At 68.9% G+C, this 17,733-nt stretch carries 19 protein-coding genes; 8 read left to right on the forward strand and 11 right to left on the reverse strand.

Annotated elements, in window-relative coordinates:
• Positions 1-24: 24 nt before the first annotated feature.
• From ABZ780_RS02685 to ABZ780_RS02710, 6 genes are all read right to left on the reverse strand, one after another.
• Entirely contained in the window at positions 25-861 is an 837-nt protein-coding gene (locus ABZ780_RS02685) for an aldo/keto reductase (protein WP_357483416.1), read from the reverse strand.
• 77 nt (positions 862-938) lie between these two features.
• Entirely contained in the window at positions 939-2,546 is a 1,608-nt protein-coding gene (locus ABZ780_RS02690; protein WP_357483420.1) for a hypothetical protein, read from the reverse strand.
• A 213-nt stretch (positions 2,547-2,759) separates the two neighbouring features.
• Positions 2,760-3,164: a hypothetical protein gene (locus ABZ780_RS02695; RefSeq protein ID WP_357483423.1), complete on the reverse strand. Its 405-nt coding sequence runs from the start codon at positions 3,162-3,164 to the stop codon at positions 2,760-2,762.
• Entirely contained in the window at positions 3,161-5,614 is a 2,454-nt protein-coding gene (locus ABZ780_RS02700; RefSeq protein ID WP_357483425.1) for an AAA family ATPase, read from the reverse strand. The genes ABZ780_RS02695 and ABZ780_RS02700 overlap by 4 nt, the downstream gene beginning before the upstream one ends.
• 105 nt (positions 5,615-5,719) lie before the next feature.
• The gene (locus ABZ780_RS02705; protein ID WP_357483428.1) at positions 5,720-6,601 is read right to left on the reverse strand and encodes a hypothetical protein; all 882 of its coding nucleotides are present in this window, start codon (positions 6,599-6,601) and stop codon (positions 5,720-5,722) included.
• 81 nt (positions 6,602-6,682) lie between these two features.
• Positions 6,683-7,243 carry a DUF4352 domain-containing protein gene (locus ABZ780_RS02710; RefSeq protein ID WP_357483430.1) on the reverse strand — a complete coding sequence of 187 codons (561 nt, stop codon included), beginning with the start codon at positions 7,241-7,243 and terminating at the stop codon, positions 6,683-6,685.
• Between the two features lie 84 nt (positions 7,244-7,327).
• Between ABZ780_RS02710 and ABZ780_RS02715 the strand changes: the two genes are divergently transcribed.
• The 5 genes from ABZ780_RS02715 (at position 7,328) to ABZ780_RS02735 (ending at position 11,923) form a co-directional block, all read left to right on the forward strand.
• Entirely contained in the window at positions 7,328-9,253 is a 1,926-nt protein-coding gene (locus ABZ780_RS02715) for an N-6 DNA methylase (protein WP_357483433.1), read from the forward strand.
• A 139-nt stretch (positions 9,254-9,392) separates the two neighbouring features.
• On the forward strand, positions 9,393-9,812 hold the full coding sequence (locus ABZ780_RS02720) for a YbaB/EbfC family nucleoid-associated protein (RefSeq protein ID WP_357483436.1): 420 nt from the start codon (positions 9,393-9,395) through the stop codon (positions 9,810-9,812).
• Between the two features lie 13 nt (positions 9,813-9,825).
• Positions 9,826-10,134, forward strand: a complete 309-nt coding sequence (locus ABZ780_RS02725; protein WP_357483439.1) for a hypothetical protein — start codon at positions 9,826-9,828, stop codon at positions 10,132-10,134.
• Positions 10,131-11,513 carry a WXG100 family type VII secretion target gene (locus tag ABZ780_RS02730; RefSeq protein WP_357483442.1) on the forward strand — a complete coding sequence of 461 codons (1,383 nt, stop codon included), beginning with the start codon at positions 10,131-10,133 and terminating at the stop codon, positions 11,511-11,513. The genes ABZ780_RS02725 and ABZ780_RS02730 overlap by 4 nt, the downstream gene beginning before the upstream one ends.
• Positions 11,513-11,923: a hypothetical protein gene (locus ABZ780_RS02735; RefSeq protein ID WP_357483445.1), complete on the forward strand. Its 411-nt coding sequence runs from the start codon at positions 11,513-11,515 to the stop codon at positions 11,921-11,923. Before ABZ780_RS02730 ends, ABZ780_RS02735 begins: the two co-directional genes overlap by 1 nt.
• A gap of 165 nt (positions 11,924-12,088) precedes the next feature.
• Here the strand turns inward: ABZ780_RS02735 and ABZ780_RS02740 are convergent, their stop codons facing one another.
• The 4 genes from ABZ780_RS02740 to ABZ780_RS02755 form a co-directional block, all read right to left on the reverse strand.
• Positions 12,089-13,993, reverse strand: coding sequence for a DUF2075 domain-containing protein (locus tag ABZ780_RS02740; RefSeq protein ID WP_357483447.1), 1,905 nt, complete (start codon positions 13,991-13,993; stop codon positions 12,089-12,091).
• A 140-nt stretch (positions 13,994-14,133) separates the two neighbouring features.
• A complete protein-coding gene (locus ABZ780_RS02745; RefSeq protein WP_357483450.1) occupies positions 14,134-14,469 on the reverse strand; it encodes a nucleotide pyrophosphohydrolase in 336 nt (111 codons plus the stop codon).
• A gap of 65 nt (positions 14,470-14,534) precedes the next feature.
• Positions 14,535-14,741, reverse strand: coding sequence for a DUF397 domain-containing protein (locus ABZ780_RS02750; protein ID WP_357483457.1), 207 nt, complete (start codon positions 14,739-14,741; stop codon positions 14,535-14,537).
• Positions 14,734-15,621 (reverse strand): helix-turn-helix transcriptional regulator, encoded by an 888-nt coding sequence (locus ABZ780_RS02755; protein ID WP_357483460.1) that lies wholly within the window; start codon positions 15,619-15,621, stop codon positions 14,734-14,736. The genes ABZ780_RS02750 and ABZ780_RS02755 overlap by 8 nt, the downstream gene beginning before the upstream one ends.
• 229 nt (positions 15,622-15,850) lie before the next feature.
• Between ABZ780_RS02755 and ABZ780_RS02760 the strand changes: the two genes are divergently transcribed.
• Positions 15,851-16,153 carry a DivIVA domain-containing protein gene (locus tag ABZ780_RS02760; RefSeq protein WP_357483463.1) on the forward strand — a complete coding sequence of 101 codons (303 nt, stop codon included), beginning with the start codon at positions 15,851-15,853 and terminating at the stop codon, positions 16,151-16,153.
• Positions 16,150-16,401: a hypothetical protein gene (locus ABZ780_RS02765; protein ID WP_357483466.1), complete on the forward strand. Its 252-nt coding sequence runs from the start codon at positions 16,150-16,152 to the stop codon at positions 16,399-16,401. The genes ABZ780_RS02760 and ABZ780_RS02765 overlap by 4 nt, the downstream gene beginning before the upstream one ends.
• 47 nt (positions 16,402-16,448) lie before the next feature.
• Here the strand turns inward: ABZ780_RS02765 and ABZ780_RS02770 are convergent, their stop codons facing one another.
• Positions 16,449-16,943, reverse strand: a complete 495-nt coding sequence (locus tag ABZ780_RS02770) for a hypothetical protein (protein WP_356999779.1) — start codon at positions 16,941-16,943, stop codon at positions 16,449-16,451.
• A gap of 216 nt (positions 16,944-17,159) precedes the next feature.
• On the opposite strand from ABZ780_RS02770, the gene ABZ780_RS02775 reads away from it, so the two are divergent.
• Positions 17,160-17,624 (forward strand): hypothetical protein, encoded by a 465-nt coding sequence (locus ABZ780_RS02775; protein WP_357483469.1) that lies wholly within the window; start codon positions 17,160-17,162, stop codon positions 17,622-17,624.
• Positions 17,625-17,733: the final 109 nt, after the last annotated feature.

A 17,733-nucleotide genomic window follows, 5' to 3' on the forward strand; every position in this document is an offset into this window, starting at 1 on the left:
ACGATCAGCGCGGCGACGCTTCGCTCAGAACTCCTCGTACACCGCCGGGTCCTGATCCGCGAGGCGCCCGTCCGGGCGGCCCAGCGCATTGATGGCCTCGACCTGCGCGTCGGTGAGCGTGACGCCGAAGACGTCCAGGTTCTCGACCTGTCGTTGCGGGGAGGCGGCCTTGGGCAGCGGGATCACCTGGCGGGCCACGTGCCAGGCGAGAATGGCCTGCGCCGGGCTGACGCCGTGGGCTGCCGCGATGTCCACGATCGTGGGGTGCTGCCGCACGTCGTTGCCCCGGCCCAACGGGCTCCACGCCTGCACGAGGATCCCCCGCGCCCGGTGGTAGTCGATCCCCTCCTGCTGCGGGAAGTACGGGTGCACCTCGATCTGGTTGACCAACGGGGCGACCCCGGTCTCGGCCACCAGGCGGTCGATGTGCTCGGGCAGGAAGTTGGACAGCCCGATGTGCCGGACCAGGCCGCGCTCACGGGCCTCGATCAGCGCCCGCCACGCCTGCACGTACAGGTCGGTCTTGGGGTTGGGCCAGTGGATGAGGTACAGGTCGATCCGGTCCAGGCCGGTGCGGAACACGCTCTCCTCGATGGTGGTCAGCGCCTCGTCGAAGCGGTGGTGCCGCCCCGGCAGCTTCGACGTGACCACCAGTTCGTCCCGAACGTCGCCCGCCGCGCGGACGGCCCGGCCCACCGCGCCCTCGTTCTCGTAGTTCACCGCCGAGTCGATCAACCGGTAGCCCGCCCGGATCGCCTGACCGATCGCGTCGGCACCCGTCGAACCATTCAGCTGGTACGTGCCAAGCCCGATCGCCGGCAGACTCGTGCCGTCACCAGCCGTCAGGTGGGGAATCGTCATGGTGGTATTTGCCCTTCTATCGCCCGTGCCTGGACCCTACCGGCACGAGCTACGCGTTCCGGCGGAGCCCCATTCCGCTATCGGGTGATTGCCTCCCTCGTCGAGGACTCGCCGCTCAGCAGTGGGTCGGTACGCCGCTCGCTTTCGGGTAGATCCATCGCTGCGGCCAGGAGATTGCCAAGCCGACAGGCGTCGTCCAGCCCTTTCCCCTTGCCGGCCCAGTCATCGAAAGTGAGCCTGATGTTCTCGTCCGTGGTGATGACGTCCAGAACGGGGCCGCGCTTGTCGCGTTCGCGGAACCGTACGTAGCGAATCTCCGAGAGCGGGATCTCGCGCTCGATCGTGCCTTGCTTGCGCACGGCGCTCTGCGTCGAGATGAAGAAGCGTTCGGGTGTCACTCCGAGGTAGGCGTCGTCGCCGACGAGGCGGTCGAGATTGACATCGGCGATAGCCAGCAAGGGTTCCTCGCCAGGCACGATCCACCGTAGGATCCGCAGTACTTCCTCCGGCACAGCATCACTGAAGACTGTGAGTGGCGGATCCAGCGGAGCGCGTTGAGTGTGAGTGCGGTTGCGAAGGGCCGCCACCCGCTCGGCCAACGCCTCGGCCATGCCAACGCTGTCTCGGATGCTCTGACGCTTGGCGGTGAACGGCAGACTGAGTTCGGCCGGGAGTTCGGCGATCAAACGGCACTGGCGTTCGAGGTCGGCGAGGAGATTCGCCACCTCGTCCATGGCCAGGGTGTGCTCGCGCTGGGTGTCGGCGACCAACTCGGCCAGAAGCCGTTCGTTTTCGACAGCATTCGCCTCGTCGCGGCTGATGTGGCCGGCGCGCAACACCTGCGAGCGATACCAGGACCACTCCGCCATGAGCATGCCGTGAGTGTCGGCGAGAATCTGCTCGATGTTCTTTTGGATATGGGCGCGACGGCTCTGTCCGTCAGTATCGAGTGCCTTGACGTGGCCGCGGACGAGGGACCGGAAGAGGTGCCGCTGCTTGCGTAGGTCTGCGTCCCTGGTGGCGATGGAGGCGAAGATGTGGTCATTGACCGTGCCGGCCGCCTGAGACTCACGCACAGCGCGCATCGTCGTCTCGTGCAGGCCGAGCAGCGTCGTCCACTGATCCTCGTGCAGCGCTTGGAGAACGTCACGGGTGAGTTTGACGTTCTCGTCGATACGACGCGAGATCGACGCCAACTGCACCTGCAGCGCCAGGAGTGCGGCGGCCGGCCCGAGAGCGGAGAGGATGGAGGCGGTCTGCGCCCCTGTCACGGGCGCCCAGCGCACCGAGGCGGCGATCTTTCCGTTGCTCGTGACGAGCGAACCCAGGTTCCAGCCGCCCGACGTCATCGGCTGCGCCGTCTTGAGTGCCTGCAGAGTCTCGGGCGCCAGACGCACCAGCCCTTGCACGGTAGTCGCAGCCTGTGCACCCTGTGCCGCCAGATTGCCGATGCCCGAGGCCATCGCGAGCTTGTCGGTCAGGCCTTGGCTTGCTTGAGCACCCATCATCTCGAAAGGGATCAGGTCGAAGCCGACGGGCGGCTGGTCCGCGAAGAGTACGGCCACTCCCGGTTCGATCTCGACCAGGCTGACCTCTGGGTCATCCCCAGGGGGCACAGTGGCAACGGGGGCTTGGTCAGCGGGTATGGAGAGTTCGGTCTCGGATCCCTCGGCCTCAGGAGCCATCCCACATCCTTCATGATCGACAATGGGAGCAAACAGTACGTGTCAATGCGGTCACCCCGGTTCAACCGGAGCGGCACCTCATCCTGCGAAGTGTCCAGACGCGAGTGGCTGAACAGGTCTAGTACGCCGAGATCGGTGCCTGCGGGCGGGCGAGGTCGTATCCGGGCTGGTAGGACAAGGCGAAATCCCTCTTGGTTGAGCCATCTGTCGGGGTCAACCCGTGCAGTTGGCGCTCGGCTGCAGTCGTTCGAGCAGGGTGCTCACCTCGGCGTGCAGCCGGCGCAACTCCGCCGCCGTGGGGGCCAGTTCGTAGCAGTGGTGGTGCGTGGCCGCGGACAGCGACGCCCAGGCGAACGCCACCCGGCGGGCGGTCTCCGTGCCCGGGCCGAGCCGGCCACGCAGCATCAACTGCTTCGCGCGACCCTGCCGGCACGCCGCCACGGTCGGCTTCACCTGCCGCCAGTAGCCGTCGATCGCCTCTTCGAGGGCGAGCCGGATCAGGCAGGCGCAGGCCCGGGGCCACCAGCCGGCGCCCACCGCTGCGGCACCGAGCAGGCCGGACCCACGCAGCAACTGGTCGGCCGCCGCCAGGCAGCGCTGCGGCGTCGGCGGGGTCACGACAGCACCGCCGCGAGGAGGCGGGCGTCCGCGACCAGCCCGGGCAGGTCCGCCAGGTTCGCGCCGTGCACGCCTTCCCGACACGCCTGGTACGCGTTGACGGCTCGCCGCCCGTGCCGCCGGCTGAGCCAGCCGAGCACGTCGCCACCCTTCTCGGCGTCGTCGAAGACCGCCAGGGCGACGGTTGTGGTGACCCGTCGGGAGGCGTCCTCGATCGCCTTCTCGATGTCGGCGTGCGGGACGCCCCGCGCCACCCTGTTCCGCCAGACCGCCCGGTGGCAGGATGCCTCCACCGCAGAGCGGCACAGCTCCGCGACCACCGGTCCGCGTACCTCTGCGGTGATCTCCTCGTTGCGCGCCAGCGCGTACGCGTCGTCCAGATAGCGGGTCACCGGGTCGGAGCCGGGCCGCAACGTCACCACCGACCGCTCCGCGCGGGTCACCTCGATGATCCGCGCCCGGCCCAGGTCGAGCCGTCCGACCGCGTCTGGCAGCCGGGTGTCATGCGTGAAGACCACCACCTGCCGCTGCTCGGCCAGCTCGGCGAGCACTCGTGCGAGACCGTCCACCTTCGACGGATCCATGCTCTGCACCGGGTCGTCGACCACGATGAACCGGAACGGGCTCTCCGGGGCGCAACTGCGCGGCAGGAACGTCGCCAACCCGAGGGCCTGCATCTCACCCTGGCTCATCACCCCCAGCGCGGTGCCGTTGTCGGCGCCATCCACGCTGACCGGAAAGACGACCCGCCGCCGGGTGTTCGCGCCTTCGAGCGTCATCGCCCCCAACTCGACGTTGCTCTCCTGACGCAGCTGCGCCCAGATCCGCTGAGAGTGCCCGGCGAAGGGCGCGACCCGCTCGTTGCGAATCTTCGTACTGGCGTCCTTCAGCCACGCTCGCGCGGTCTTCAACCGGCTCAGGGTCGCCTCCCGCTTGGGCATCTCGCCGGCGGCGGCCACCCACTCGCGTACCCCGGCCACCGCCGCCCGCCAGCCGGTGTCGCGCTGTCGCAGGAACCCCTCGGCGTACGCGCGGGCCGCGTCCGCCGCGGTCACCACCGCCGGGTACCGCGCGGCCAGGTGGTCGGCCAGTTCGGCCGGCTCCCCGGGTACGCGCCACAGCGCGGCCACGGCGTCGCGCAGCGCCTCGACCGACGGCTCCGTCCCTGGGCCGTCGGGCACCACGAGGTCGTCGATCAGGTGATGCGTCTGCCGCAGCAGAGCCGTGAGCCGGGTCGCCGCCGTCTGGGCGGCGACGCTGCGCTGCCGAAGCTCGGTCAGCGCCTCCGCGGCAGCCGCGCGCCACCCACCGTCGAGCGTGCCGGTCGCGCACACCGGACACGACCCGTCGCCCTCGTCCTCGTGATGTTCGAGGGCGAGGCGGAGCAGTTCTGCGCTGCGTAGCGCGGCCCGCGACCGGCCTCCGTCGTACCGCTGAGCCTCGACCTCCGCGTCCCGTAGTTGACCGGCCAGGCGGATCACCTCGTCGACCGGCGGTGGGGCGAAAGCGGCGAGCTCCCGGCAGAGCATGACGGTCGGGCCGTTGGACGCCTCGTCGGGCTCGTCGAGGATCGCCGACACCGCGGCGAGGTCGACCGCGCCCCGACCACCCAGCAACGCGGCGGTCCGACGAGCCCGGTCGTCGGCGATTCCGCCGAGCGCTTCGACCAGGGCGGCGCGCTGTGCGCGTACCTCCTTGATGGTGGTGTCGTGCGGCCGGGCGGCGCGCAGGAGACGCTGGTCGGCGTCGGTGAGCGCGTCCAGGCCGAGGATCGCGAAGAGCGCGTCGAAGAGCTGGCTCTGCGTGCCGGCGGCGAGCTTGCCCAGCTCGGCGGCGGTGAGGAACGGCCGGTACAGCTCCAGCGGGCGGGCCAGACCCAACTCGGACAGGCCGGCGTGCCGACCCTGGGCGCTGGTGACGGTCACCTCGGCGTCGGCCAGCTCGGCCCCGACCGGCCAGGCACGGTGCACCCGGGTCGACGTCGCCACCCCATCGACGCGCAGCTCCACGCCTACCCAGCACGGGTCCGGGTTGTGCAGGTTGCGCCACCCCGTACGCCAGACGCTGGTCTTGTCGGCCCACCGGGCGCTGTCACCGGTGAGGGCGAGCTCGACGGCCTCGGCGAAGCTGGACTTGCCGGAGCCGTTGCGGCCCACCACCAGGGTGAGGCCCGGACCGGGGTCGATCTGGAGGGTCCGTTCCGGGCCTACGCCGCGGAACCCGGCGACGGTCACCGACTTCAACCAGACGCGCTCCGCCGGACCGTCTCCGGTGGGGGAGCGGAGGGCCAGCCGGGTGGGAGTGCCGGCGAGCGCGGCGGTCAGCTCGTCGTCGCCCGTGAGCGCGGCGAGGACCAGCTCGGCGGTCTCGGTCGGTACGCCGTCAGCGGCGGCCAACTGGTCGAAGATCAGGTCGATCAGGGGCGCGGTGGGCTGCGGAGGCTGGGTCATGGTCGTCTCCAGGCGTGTGGTGTCCGCGGGTCGACGGCTCGTCGGGGCGAGGCGTGCGGGAGAAGGTGTGTGCTGGTGCGCTATGGACCTGATGTCGCAGACGAATCAGGCGGGCGCGATCGTCCAGTTGCCGTCGGCCGTGATCTCCATGAGCGCGGGTGCCGTCAGCGGCCGTACGCCGGAGTAGCCACCGATCTCGTTGACCAGCAGGCCACCCTCACCGGATTCGAGAGAGTAGGCGTACACCGCGAAGTTGGAACTGCCTCGGGAGTGCGTGATCTTTACGGCGGTCGCGTCTCCGCCCAGGATGACGACGTCGTCACCCTTGCCCGAGACCTTGCCCGAGGTCGCCTTGGTGGCCATCTGGTCGAGCGAGCCGATCGTCAAGGTCCAGCTGCCCGCTGCCTCCACCTCGAACTGGGTCGTGAGCGCGCCATCCTCGAGGTTGATCCATCGCTTGCCGGTGTACGCGCCGATTTCGTTGACCAGCAGTCCCTCGGGGCCGTCGCTGCGCAGGATCGTGTTGCTGCTGCAGCGGCACACGAACTTCACGACAGCAAAGTCTGTCAATGCGGGGATCCGCACGACGTCGTCGCCCCGCCCCTTGATCACCTTCGGCTTCGGGGCCGGCGGAGTGGTGGTCGGCGCGACCGCCGTCGGTTCCGCGATGGTGGGGGAGGCCGTCGGGGCGGCGGTGCTGGGGGCGGCGGTCGTGGGAATGGCGGTGCTCGGGCTGGCCGAGATCGGGCTGCCTCCGCTGGCCGCCGGTTCCTCGTTGTCGCCGGTCACCGCGCCGATGACGACACCGCCGCAGCTCAGGGCGACTACCAGGGCGACTCCGCCGATCGCCCAGGCGCGCAGGTGGGACCGCCGGCCCTTCGTGGGCGGGAGCGGCTCGCCGGGCGGGACATCCCCGACAGGGCTGGCGGGGGGCGGCACCGCCGGCTCGGTCGGTTCGTCGGGCGGCGGCGGGGTCGGGTCGGTCATGGCGAGCGGCTCCTTCTGTGAACAAGTGGGCTGTGAACAGCCGGGGCGGATCGTTCAGACCCGCCCCGGGGTCGCGGGAAGTCAGCCGAGGGTGACGTCGACGCCGCCGGAGAACGGCGAGTCGTGCAGCTCGAGCTTGGTGAGCTTGACGTTCTTCGGGATGTCGAAGACCACGACGCCGTTGACCTGGTTGCCGGGGTTGATGTCGTTGAGGAACGTCTCGGCGTTCTTGTTCGCGTAGATCGCCGCGCCGGAGTCGGCGGAGTACTCGGTGCCGTCGGCCGCGTACGCCTTCTGGCTGCTGCCGTCGAACATCTGCGCTTCCTTGCCGATGTTCTTCACGTTCAGCGTGACCAGGCAGAACTGGCCCTGCGCCTTCTGGCCGAGGAGGTCGCTGCCGATCTTGGCCACGCCGCACTTGGACGACTTGACCGTGAACTCGAACTTGCCGTCGCGGGCCGGCTGCCCGATCTTCGCGGTCTTGGCCGGCTTCTCCTCGGCCTTGGCGCCGCCCTCATCTCCACTGGAGGTGGTCGCCTTGTCGTCGCCGCTGGAGCTGCTCGCCGTGTCGGTCGAGCCGGAGCCGCAGCCCAGGGCGATGAGGCCGGCGGCGATCAGAGCGAGAGTGGTGGTCTTGCGCATCGTTGTCCTCCTGATGTGAACGTTGCGGCGTCAATAAGAGCATCGTCCGAGAGCGGTGTCAACAGACATTCTCGTGCTTGACAGATGTGCGAGACTTTCGGGGTGCAGGAGAACCCGACGATCACGGCAGCGGAGATCGCCCGGCTCGCCGGCGTTGGTCGCGCGGCGGTCAGCAACTGGCGTAAGCGGCACTCCGACTTCCCCGCCCCCGTGGGCGGGACGACGGCGAGCCCCGAGTTCGACCTGATCCAGGTCGAGCAGTGGCTACGCGCCCAGGGCAAGCTCCCCGAGCTGGCCACCGCCGACCGGCTCTGGCGACACCTCGCCGCAGCCAGCGACACCCCGGCCGCCGGCCTCGCCGCTGTCGGCGCGTTCCTGCTGGCTCGCCAACGCGGCTCCCGAACCGGCCACCCCGACGCCCAACTCGCGCCCCTGCTGCCCGACGTCGACGCCCTCGCCGACGAGTTGGGCACGCAGGGCGCGTTCGACGAGCTGTGGCAGCGGTTCTCCGAACCAGGCCCCGGCCGCCCCTTCGCCACCCCGGACGACCTCGCCGACCTGATGATCGGGCTCGCCAACGTCGGCGGCGGCTCAGTGCTCGACCCGGCCGCTGGCTCCGGCGCCATCCTGCGAGCCGCCGTCCGCGCCGGCAGCACCTCCGTCTACGGGCAGGAACTCGACGAGGACCTGACCAGACTCGCCGGGCTGTGGCTGGCCCTGCACGACGTACCCGGGGAGGTCTGCGCCGGGGACACCCTGCGCGCCGACGCCTTCGCCGGCCGCGCTGTCGACGCCGTCGTCTGCCATCCACCATTCGGCGCGACCAACTGGGGCGACGAGGAACTCGGCCACGACCCCCGCTGGATCGTCGGCACCACACCCCGTACCGAACCGGAGCTGGCCTGGGCGCAGCACGCCCTGGCCCACCTGCGGGTCGGCGGACACGCCGTCCTGCTGATGCCACCCACCGTCGCCAGCCGCCGCGCCGGCAAACGGATCCGCGGCGAGCTGCTGCGCCGAGGCCACCTGCGCGCCGTCATCGCGCTCCCGCCGGGGGTGGCGGCGCCGCACGGCGTACCCCTGCATCTGTGGGTGCTGCGACGCGCCGCGACGGACGCGCCGCCACCGGCGCGGGCGCTGCTGATCGACGCCGCAGGCGGCGATTTGGCCGACACCGCGCCGCGCGTGCTGGCCGCGTGGCGGGCCTTCGCCACAGCCCCCGACGGCGACGTGGAGGAGGCCGGGTTCGCCCGCGCGGTCCCGGTCATCGAGCTGCTCGACGAGGAGGTCGACCTCACCCCCGCGCGCCGGCAACCGGCCGTCGTGGGCGAGGCCTCAGGCGAGCATTTGGTACGCACCAGAGAGCGACTGGCCGCCATCGTGGGCGAACTGCCGGCGCTGTTGCCGCAGGTCACGCCTGCGCCCGACGGGCCGGACGGCTCGTTCCTCACCGTGGGGGAGCTGGCGAAGACCGGTGCGCTTCAACTGATCGGTCCCGTCCGCGCCGGCACGTCCACGCCGGCACCCGACGGGCCTCCGGTGCTCACCGTGCCGGACGTGCTCGCCGGAGTGAAGGCATCCGGGCGGGTGGACGACCGGTTCGGGCAGGAGATCCCCCTCGCTGTGGGGGACGTGGTGGTGCCGATGATCGCGCCGCAGCTCACCGCGCGGGTGGTCACCGCCGAGGGAGCGCTGTTGGGGCGCAACCTGTACCTGCTGCGGCCAAATCCGACGGCGTTGGATGCGTGGTTCCTGGCCGGTCAGCTACGTACGTCGGCCAACGAGAAGCAGTCGTCGAGTCTGTCGGGATCGATGCGGTTCGACATTCGACGGGCTCAGGTGCGGCGACTGCCGCTCGCCGAGCAGCGGGCGCACGGGGTGGCGTTCCGGCGACTGGTCGCCTTCGAGTCGGCGATCCAGCAGGCTGCCTCGTTGGGTGCGGAACTGGCCCAACTCGCCGCTGATGGGTTGGCGCGGGGGGTCGTACGGCCAGACGGCGACATCCGATGAGGCAACTGAGGCAACGCCTTGGCCGCTCACGGCGCGGCTGAGGGACATCGCCCATCACGGTTGTGCTGCAGAGTAGAGGCTGCGCGTGCAGGCGTCGGTCGAATGACTGTGCTGAGGCGCGTAGCCAGGAGGTTGGGCGTTGTTAAGTCAAGATCCGGACGCGGCACAGGAATTTCTGCACTCCTGGACAGCCCGGCTGTCGACACGAGCTCAGGCTGCCGCCGAACTCTCGGACCGGGTCGCGACCATCACGGCCTCGGCGGTCGGCGCGGACGGTGCGGTACGCGTGACGGTCGCCGTCTCGGGGGCGGTGACGGACCTCCAGTTGGACAACCGTGTCCAGCGGATGACCGGCTCCGAACTTGCCGGCATCATCATGGCCACGATTGCCCGTGCGCAGGCCGGGTTGATCGAGCAGGTGAGCATTGCGGTGCACGACACCGTGGGCACCGACTCGGAGACCGGGCGGGCGGTCACCGACACCTTCGCCAGGCGGTTCCCCAGGCTCCCGGACGAGCAGCCGGATCGGCGGGAGCGGGACGCCAGAAATGGCTGGTGACGCGGAGATGCAAATGTCGGTGGCGGCGGTGATCCGGCATGCCGCGACGGTCGACGACATCGGCGACAAGATGGAAACCGCTCGTGGGGCGGCGGCGTACGTGCAGATGGGCGCGGAGGCGTATGGGCAGATCTGTGGCTTCCTGCCTCGGTTGATCGACCCGGTCGCGGACAGGGCGGTGACGGCGCTGGGGGAGTCCGCTACCGCGCTGCGTGAGGCGGCAGCCAACCTGCGGGCGGCTGCTACCGCGACCGAGGCGATCGACGCGGCGAGCGCGCAACGGCTCACCGACAGCGCCGGCCGGTTGGGGCTGCCATTGTGACTGACATGGTGGCCAACCCGCTGGTGGCGGCGCGCCACGACTCGACCCGGTGGTACACCGGGCTCGGGTTGGTGGAAGACGTCGCCGACACCGTGTCAGGTATCGAGTCGGGAAGCTGGATCGACTCCACGATCGGTGGTGTCGCCACGTCGATGGACGCGCTGGCCACCGTGCTCGACCCGCTCGGCTCGCTGGTCAGTTGGGGGGTCGGCTGGTTGCTCGAACACGTCAAACCACTTTCGGACGCGTTGGACTGGCTGGCCGGCGACCCGGACCAAATCAACGCGTACGCGTCAACGTGGCGCAACGTCGCGAAGCAGAGCACCGATGCGGCGGCTGACTTGCAGGCGGCGGCTTCATCGCAGCTCGCCGAGTGGGCTGGCGTGTCGGCGCGGGCCTACCGGGCGCACATGTCGGGTCAGGTGCGGGCGATGGAGGGCATCGCGCGGGCTGCCGACGGCATCGCTTCGCTGGTGGAGGGTGCCGGACTGCTGGTGGCGCTGGTCCGCGAATTGGTTCGGGACCTGATCGCGGACTTCGTGTCGGTGTTGGCGGTCAGGCTGCCGCTCTGGCTGGCCGAGGCGGGCGCGACGCTGGGCGTGGCGACTCCGCTGGTGATCTCCCAGGTGAGCAGTCTGGTGGCCAAGTGGGCGGCGCGGATCGGCAGGTTGATCAGCGCGCTGATCAGCAGTCTGCGTCGGCTGACTCCGATGCTCAGGCGCTTGGGTGACCTGATCGACGACCTGAATGGCCTGCTGCGGCGGGCGGCCCGCGCAGACCCGGTCAGCCCGGCAAATGGCGCCACACCCGGTGGCCACCCCGGGACCTGGGGAGACCCAGACCTGGATTCGATGGGGCGTCGGTCGGACTGGGAGGATCCTTCCGCACATCCGCAGGCACCGCCACCGTCGGATGCGAACCTCCCTGCCGGGGATCCGGTCTACCATCGCCCGAACAGCACTGCCATTGGCTACGACAGCGCCACGATGCGCAACTTCGACGCCGTGGCACCGATGCCCGGCCAGCACGACGTGGTCGTGCACGGCCTACCCAACGGTCTGTTCCGACCCGGCCTCGTGGGCGCTGACGGTGCCGACCACCCTGCGAACCTCACCCACCCACAGCAGATCGCCGACGCCATTCGCGCCAACCCGCACTACGACGGTGGCCCGGTGCGACTGGTGTCCTGTCACACCGGCACCGTTGCGCCCGATGCCGGCGTGCCACCAGCGGCGCAACAGGTCGCCGACGCCCTCGGGGTGCCCGTGATGGCACCGACGGACGCTGTCGGTGTCGACAGGTATGGTCCCGTGGGGCAGACCCCGATGATCCGGGGCGGCGGGGAGTGGAAGACCTTCTATCCGAACGGTGGGCGTTGATGGGCGGCGGTCAGTTGAAGGCGGCGGGTATGTTCCGCGAATTCGGGCCGGTCCGCTCCGCCGAGCCGCAGGAGAGCATCTTCGACAGCGTCGCCGACGAGGAACTGCCCGACGTCACCCAGGTGGTCACCTATCTGAACTCGGGGCACATCCTCATCGACGTGATGGACGTCGCCAACGACGCCTTCGACTCGACCCGGCAGGTGATGAACGGCTCTACCGTTGTGACCGACGGTGACTGGCTTTGGCGGAAGGACCTTGCCTACTACGTGCGGCGTCACCGCGTCTCAGTGCCCGAGGACTTCCTCGCGCTTATCCGCGAGCGTGACTACGTCGTCCCTTCGCGGGGCGTGCCGGAGTTGACAGCTTGTTCGCGGCAGGCACGCGAACTGATGTTCTGGAACAGCTGACGAGCTAGCTGGTCACGATGCACCGCCAATGCTGCCAGAGGCCCGGCAGCGTCGTGCCGTTACCAGCCGTCAGCCGAGGAACTGACATCGTGGATCTGTTTCATCGTCTCTGCCTGGAACCCTGCCCGAGCGCACGCGCGGGAGCGGTGAGCACAGCCGGGGAGATCAGCGGAGGTCGCCGTCGGTCGCCTCGTAGACCGTCTCGACCGGCCGGATCACCTTGACCAGCGAGGCGAGATACTCCCGCGTCTCGGGATCAGTGGAGTAGACGATCGTGCCCTGCATCCCGCGGGTCAGCAGGACCTTGTAGGTGTTGCGAATCAGCAGGTCCGCTTCGGCGTCGCTGACCGACTTGCGACTGCGAAACGCTGGATCCTTCGATTCCTCGCGTCGCGTCACCAGACGGCCGTCCCGGGCCACCAGGTCCGGACCCATGATGACGCCCGACCAGTCGTACTCGAAGCCCTGCGCCGTGTAGACGCAGCCCACCTGGCCAAATCCGTTCGGGTCGGTGGCCCAGAACGCGCTGCCTGGTGCTTCTCCGACGCTGCGGTCGCTCTTCACGTTCCAGGGCCGAGACCAGCCGCCGACCTGCACGTCCGGCACCAGGGTGTCGTCCGGGCGAGGATCGCTCCAGGGCCAGCAGTACCCGGCCGACATTCGAGCCGTCACGCCGACCGCCTGCCTTTCGGCGAGGAAGGCCTCCAACTCCTCGGGCGACTCCGCGAGACGCAGGTCGATCCTCCCGTCGCCGGTCCAGACCCACGGTTCGCCGCCGTCGAGGCCGAGCAGGTCTACGACCCATCGTTCGTACGCCTCGCTGCCGCCGCAGCGGAACTGGCTGTGCAGCGACACCACCTCGACATCCAGGTTGAGCTGCTTCGCGTACGACGAGATGACCTCGACGTTGCCCAACTCGCCTGGCTTCACCACCTGGTGCTCATCGAGCAGGAAGACCGGCACCCGGGCGACGGCGATGAGTTCGTCGATCTGCGGACGAGCCTTGTCACGCTTCGCCTTCGGGGTGAACCGGTTGACGGAGGTTTCCCGGATGCGGTGCGCCTCGTCGCAGATCAGCACATCCAGATCATTGCGATCGGCGGACATGAAGCTATTGAAGTAGCCAAACAGGTTCTTCAACCGGGTTGAGCCCGTGGCTGCGTATCGGCGCAAGGTCTGGGTGAACGACCGCGACCCCGTCGCGTGCATGACAGAGCGGTTCTGACGTGCCAACTCGCCCAGCACCGACAGCGCGATCACGCTCTTGCCACTGCCCGGCCCACCCGACACGACTACGACCGATTTGCGGTCCGCCGATCGGGCACGCTCGACGGCGTGCAGAACCAACTCGTACGCGACGCGTTGCTCATCCAGCAGTGTGAAGTGCGATCGATCCTTCAGCGTTTGCGCGGCGTACCTCAGCAGGTGCCGGCTGGGCCGAACCGAGCTGGTGAGGAAGCGGTCGGCCGCACCAGCACCTGACTTCGGGGCGAGATGGGTGCGTAGATAATCGTGGAACTGGCCGCGCCGCTGCTTGGTGAAGATCCGACTCTGCTCGGTCGCCGGGCGATCGAACAGGTCGCTGATATCGCGGTCGACCGCATTGTGCAAATACGCGACGCCACGCACCGGATTCTGGTGCTCGGCGAGGATGCCAAGGAAGTCCGTCAGGTACTCGCAGTAGAGCTCGACCTGGACGCCGGGATGCAGCCGCGGGCCGCGGGCGTGCTCCACTGCCACCAGGTTGTCGGCGCTCTCGTAGGACTCGGCATAGGACCACTGCTTCAACTCCACGACGACGTAGGAGTCGTCGGACGTCCTCGGGTCCACGCCGGCGAGCACCACGTCGACCCGTTTGCTCGTCAGCGGTAGCTGGTACTCGACCAGCATTTCCACCTGGCCTAGACCAGCGTCGACGAGATCCTGCCCCAGCACCTCAAGGCTGCGTGACCAGGCCCGGCGTTCTGCCGGGCTCACATTGTGACCGATCTGCTCCACAATCCGGTCTTCAAGAACGCCGCTGCCAACCAGGCGCAGCAGACCATCGGCGGACGTACGGAACGCTGACAACACTTGCCCCCGGGCAGCACGAAGTGATCGTGCGCATGGGGGGCGTGTCCGGCAATCGCCGGAAGCCCGTCGTGACGCGCTCCTACGGCAAGGACTGTAGCGAAGAGATCAACTCAACGCCATGCTGCCATTGCTCCTGACTACCGTTTCGCCGCCGAACCGCGAGCCTGCTCTACGGGGTAGCGACGCGCCGAATCTTCCAGCTTGGTCAGGGCTGCCTCTACCAGGTCGATGCCGAGCACATCGGCGAGCCGGGTCAGGTAGATCATTACGTCGCCGATCTCGGCCTTCACCCGGCTCCCGGCGTCCGGGTCGGACATGACCACCGCGGCCTGTTCAGGTGTCAGCCACTGGAACTCGGCAATCAATTCGCCGACCTCACCTGAGAGTGCCATGGCCAGGTTCTTGGGCGTGTGGAACTGCTGCCAATCCCGCTCTTCGGCGAACGCCCGCACGCGGTCCGTCAAGTCATCCATGCCGTTGAGCATCGCAGGTGCCACTGCCGGTCGGACAGCGCCTACAGTCGGTCGGTGTTGGCCTCTCAGACTCGGGGGAGGCTGGCAGACTTCACCGCGGTTGTGAACAGTAGCCAGGCGCATTGTTCGAAGCGGAGAGCGGGTCCGTCACTGTTCTTCGAGTCGCGAACGGCGACCACACCGGGAAGGTTGGACGCGACCTCGACGCAGTCGCCGCCGTTGTCGCCGCTGCGGGTGCTCTTGCGCCAGACGGCACCGGTCAGGTCAGTCATGTCGCATCTCCCCGGAGACTCTCTTGATCATGTCGGTCGATTCTGCCTCGCCGAGGGCCAGCCCATCCAGCCCTCTCCAGACGCGCTCGTAGGCGGCCAACTCGTCGGGCTTGTCGAGGTAGAGCGCTCCTGTCAACGATTCGCTGTAGACCACTGATGGCTCGGGCGCGGTCCGGCCGCCCTTGGTCGTCGGGAAGTCGAGGATCACGAAGGATCCCGCAACCGCACCGGGCTGCGGGCCTGCTGCCAGCGGCAGCACCCTGACGCTGACGTTCGGTAGCTCGGACAGCTTGGTGAGGTGAGCGAGCTGCTCGGTCATGACCGGCGAGCCACCAACGCCCCGACGGAGCACCGCCTCAGACAGCACGGACTCAACCCTAGGAGCAGCCGGCAAGCGCCGAGAGAGCAATGCCTGCCGTTGAAGTCGGACCTGCACCGCCCGCTCGCGTTCCTCCTCGGTCAGGATCCCGCCAAGGCGGTAGAGCGCGTGGGCATACTCCTTGGTCTGGAGGATTCCAGGGATGAGCGATTCGTCGTAACGACGGAGCCGGGAGGCGGCGGATTCCAACCCCACGTACAGCTCGAACCAGTTCGGCACCGCGTCGCCGTACGCGTGCCACCAGCCCTTCGACTTCGTCTCGGCGGCCAGGCCGCGCATCGCCTCGGTCATCTCGGGTGACACCCCGTACAGCTCGCACATGGCCTTGACGTCGAGCACCCGGACCGAGCCCTGGCCGCATTCGAGGCGCCAGATCTTCTGCCGGCTGTATTCGAGGGCTTCGGCGGCGGCGTCGAGTGTCACGCCGGCCTCGTTGCGGAACTGCCGAAGCAGCCGGCCGAGTTGCCGGCGCGGCACGGTCGATCCGATGTCGTCGGGCATCCGCACACTCCCTGGTTCCATCACGCAACACTGCGTGACCTGCTGCTGCAACTCCTACGGGTTTCAGCAAAGAAAGTCAATGCACAACGGCGAAATTGCGGTCTGGAACGTTGCGCTTTGGCTGCGGACTGTCGCAGGCTGATCACAGCACGGCGGCCGTCGGTCCCCCCGAACGGTCGCCGTGCTTCCCCGACACCCTCGCCCCTGCGTACCAGGAAGGCAGGCAGACATGAGCGCCAGAATCCAAAGACCCGAGCCGGCGAGCGGCGGTACGACGTACCGCTCCGGCGCGTACACCAGTCTGCTGCCGTGGCAGGTGCGTGAGCGCCGCTTCGCGCCGACCGGGCTCGGGCGTCGCGGTCTGAACCCCGACGACGTGTACGCCTTCCTCGACCGGGTCGCCGTCGACATGGCTGCCGTCTACGCCGCTCTCGCCGAGAGTCGCCTCGAAACCGCCCGGATCAAGCACGCGCTGCGTCGCTGGCAGACCGACCACGCCCGCGCTCGCAACGACCGGGACCACAATCGATGAGCCAGCGGTACGTCATCCACCTGCCCGTCATCGCGGCTGACCTGCCCGCCGCGCAGCGCCTGGCCCGGGTGGTCGGCCGCTGGATGCTGGTGCTGCCGATGGCGGACCCGGGGGAGACCACGGTCTCCGAAGAGGACGCGCAGTTTCTGCGCCACCGGGTCTTTTGCGACAGGCTGATGCCTGGCGGCCGGCGCTGTCTGCTCCGCGATGGCCACGACGGCGACTGTTCCCGCCGCCTGCGAAGGTGAGGGTCACCCGCCCACGCCGTCGCGCAGGTGCCGCAGGCGGTGGGCCGTTAGGCCAGCGGGCTGAAGCTGCGCCCGTCGAGCACGTTGATGAGCTCGTCGTCGCGGGTCACCTCGTAGCCGCGTCGGCGCAGCTCCGCCACCAGTTCGGCCTCTTGGTCAAGGGGAATGTTGAGGTAGTCGCCGTTGTGCGCGGTGAACTCGCGCTTCCCGAACTGGGCCTGCACGTCTACGGGAAGCAGTTCGAGCCCTCGCTCGGTGACCATCGGGGGCCAGTCGCCCTCTACGACCGAGCTCACCTCGTTGAGCGTGAAGGGCTTGCCGTCGGCGTACTCTCCGTCCGGCTCGTAGCAGTCCGCGCCGGCGGGGTTCCAGAGGTGAGTCATCTGGACCTTCCGGGCTTCGTCCCAGGTGCGGGCGGCGGCGAGCGCCTTGATTTCTCCGGCCTCCTCGGCTGCGGTGTTCGCGTCGGCGAAGGCGAGGCAGTCGTGCAACTGTGCGTGACCGTAGATCAGGTGCTGAGTGGCGGGGCGTGTTGTCGTCATGATCGACATCCTGCCAGAGAGGTACGACAGCCAAGATCGGATCTCGAAGCGCGTCTTCTGCGACCTGCGGATGCCGGGCGGGCGGCGCTGCCTCCTCCGCGATGGTCACGGCGGCGACTGCTCTCGCCGCCTGTGTCGGTGACCGGGTCTGACCGAGGTCGCGCAGGAGCGCACTCTCGACGTGTTCCGGCATCACAGAGCTACCGGGGGTATGAGGTGCAGTACCAGATCCACTTCGAGGCCGCGTTGCCCGCCGATACGCTGCGCCGGCACCTGCAACAGGATTACGGCATCGCCCCCGAGGCCGTGTATGTCGGTCGGATCGGGGACCGGGCGGTGGACGATCCCCGGCCGGTGGCCATGTTCACCCCGCCCGACGAGGACGAGGAATTCGGCTGGATCCTCACCGGTGACACCGAACTCGCCGACGCCACCGGGCAGAACGAGCGGGATCTCGCTATCAGCCTGGCACGTACCTTCGCGGTGCGGGCGCTGGTCGACGACGGCAGCATCTATCCCGACCGGTGGCTGCTGGTCAGCACCGACGGAAGCAGCGGACGCGTCATGACCGACGAGGACGCCGCCGCCGACGGAGACCTGCGGATCGTGTACGCGCTGGAGCCGATCTCCGGTGAACCGCAGCTCGCCGTGGTGCCACCGCCGGACTGGGCGCGCGGCTAGCCGCCGCGCGCCGTCTGGGCGCGGAACCGGATGATTCGTCACCTCTATTGCCCGTAGGGCCGAGTGCCCGCGTGATCACGACGTCGCTAACCTCCGCAGCACGGAGGTG

It is taken from the genome of Micromonospora sp. NPDC047467, from assembly GCF_040643095.1.
Lineage (GTDB): Bacteria > Actinomycetota > Actinomycetes > Mycobacteriales > Micromonosporaceae > Micromonospora.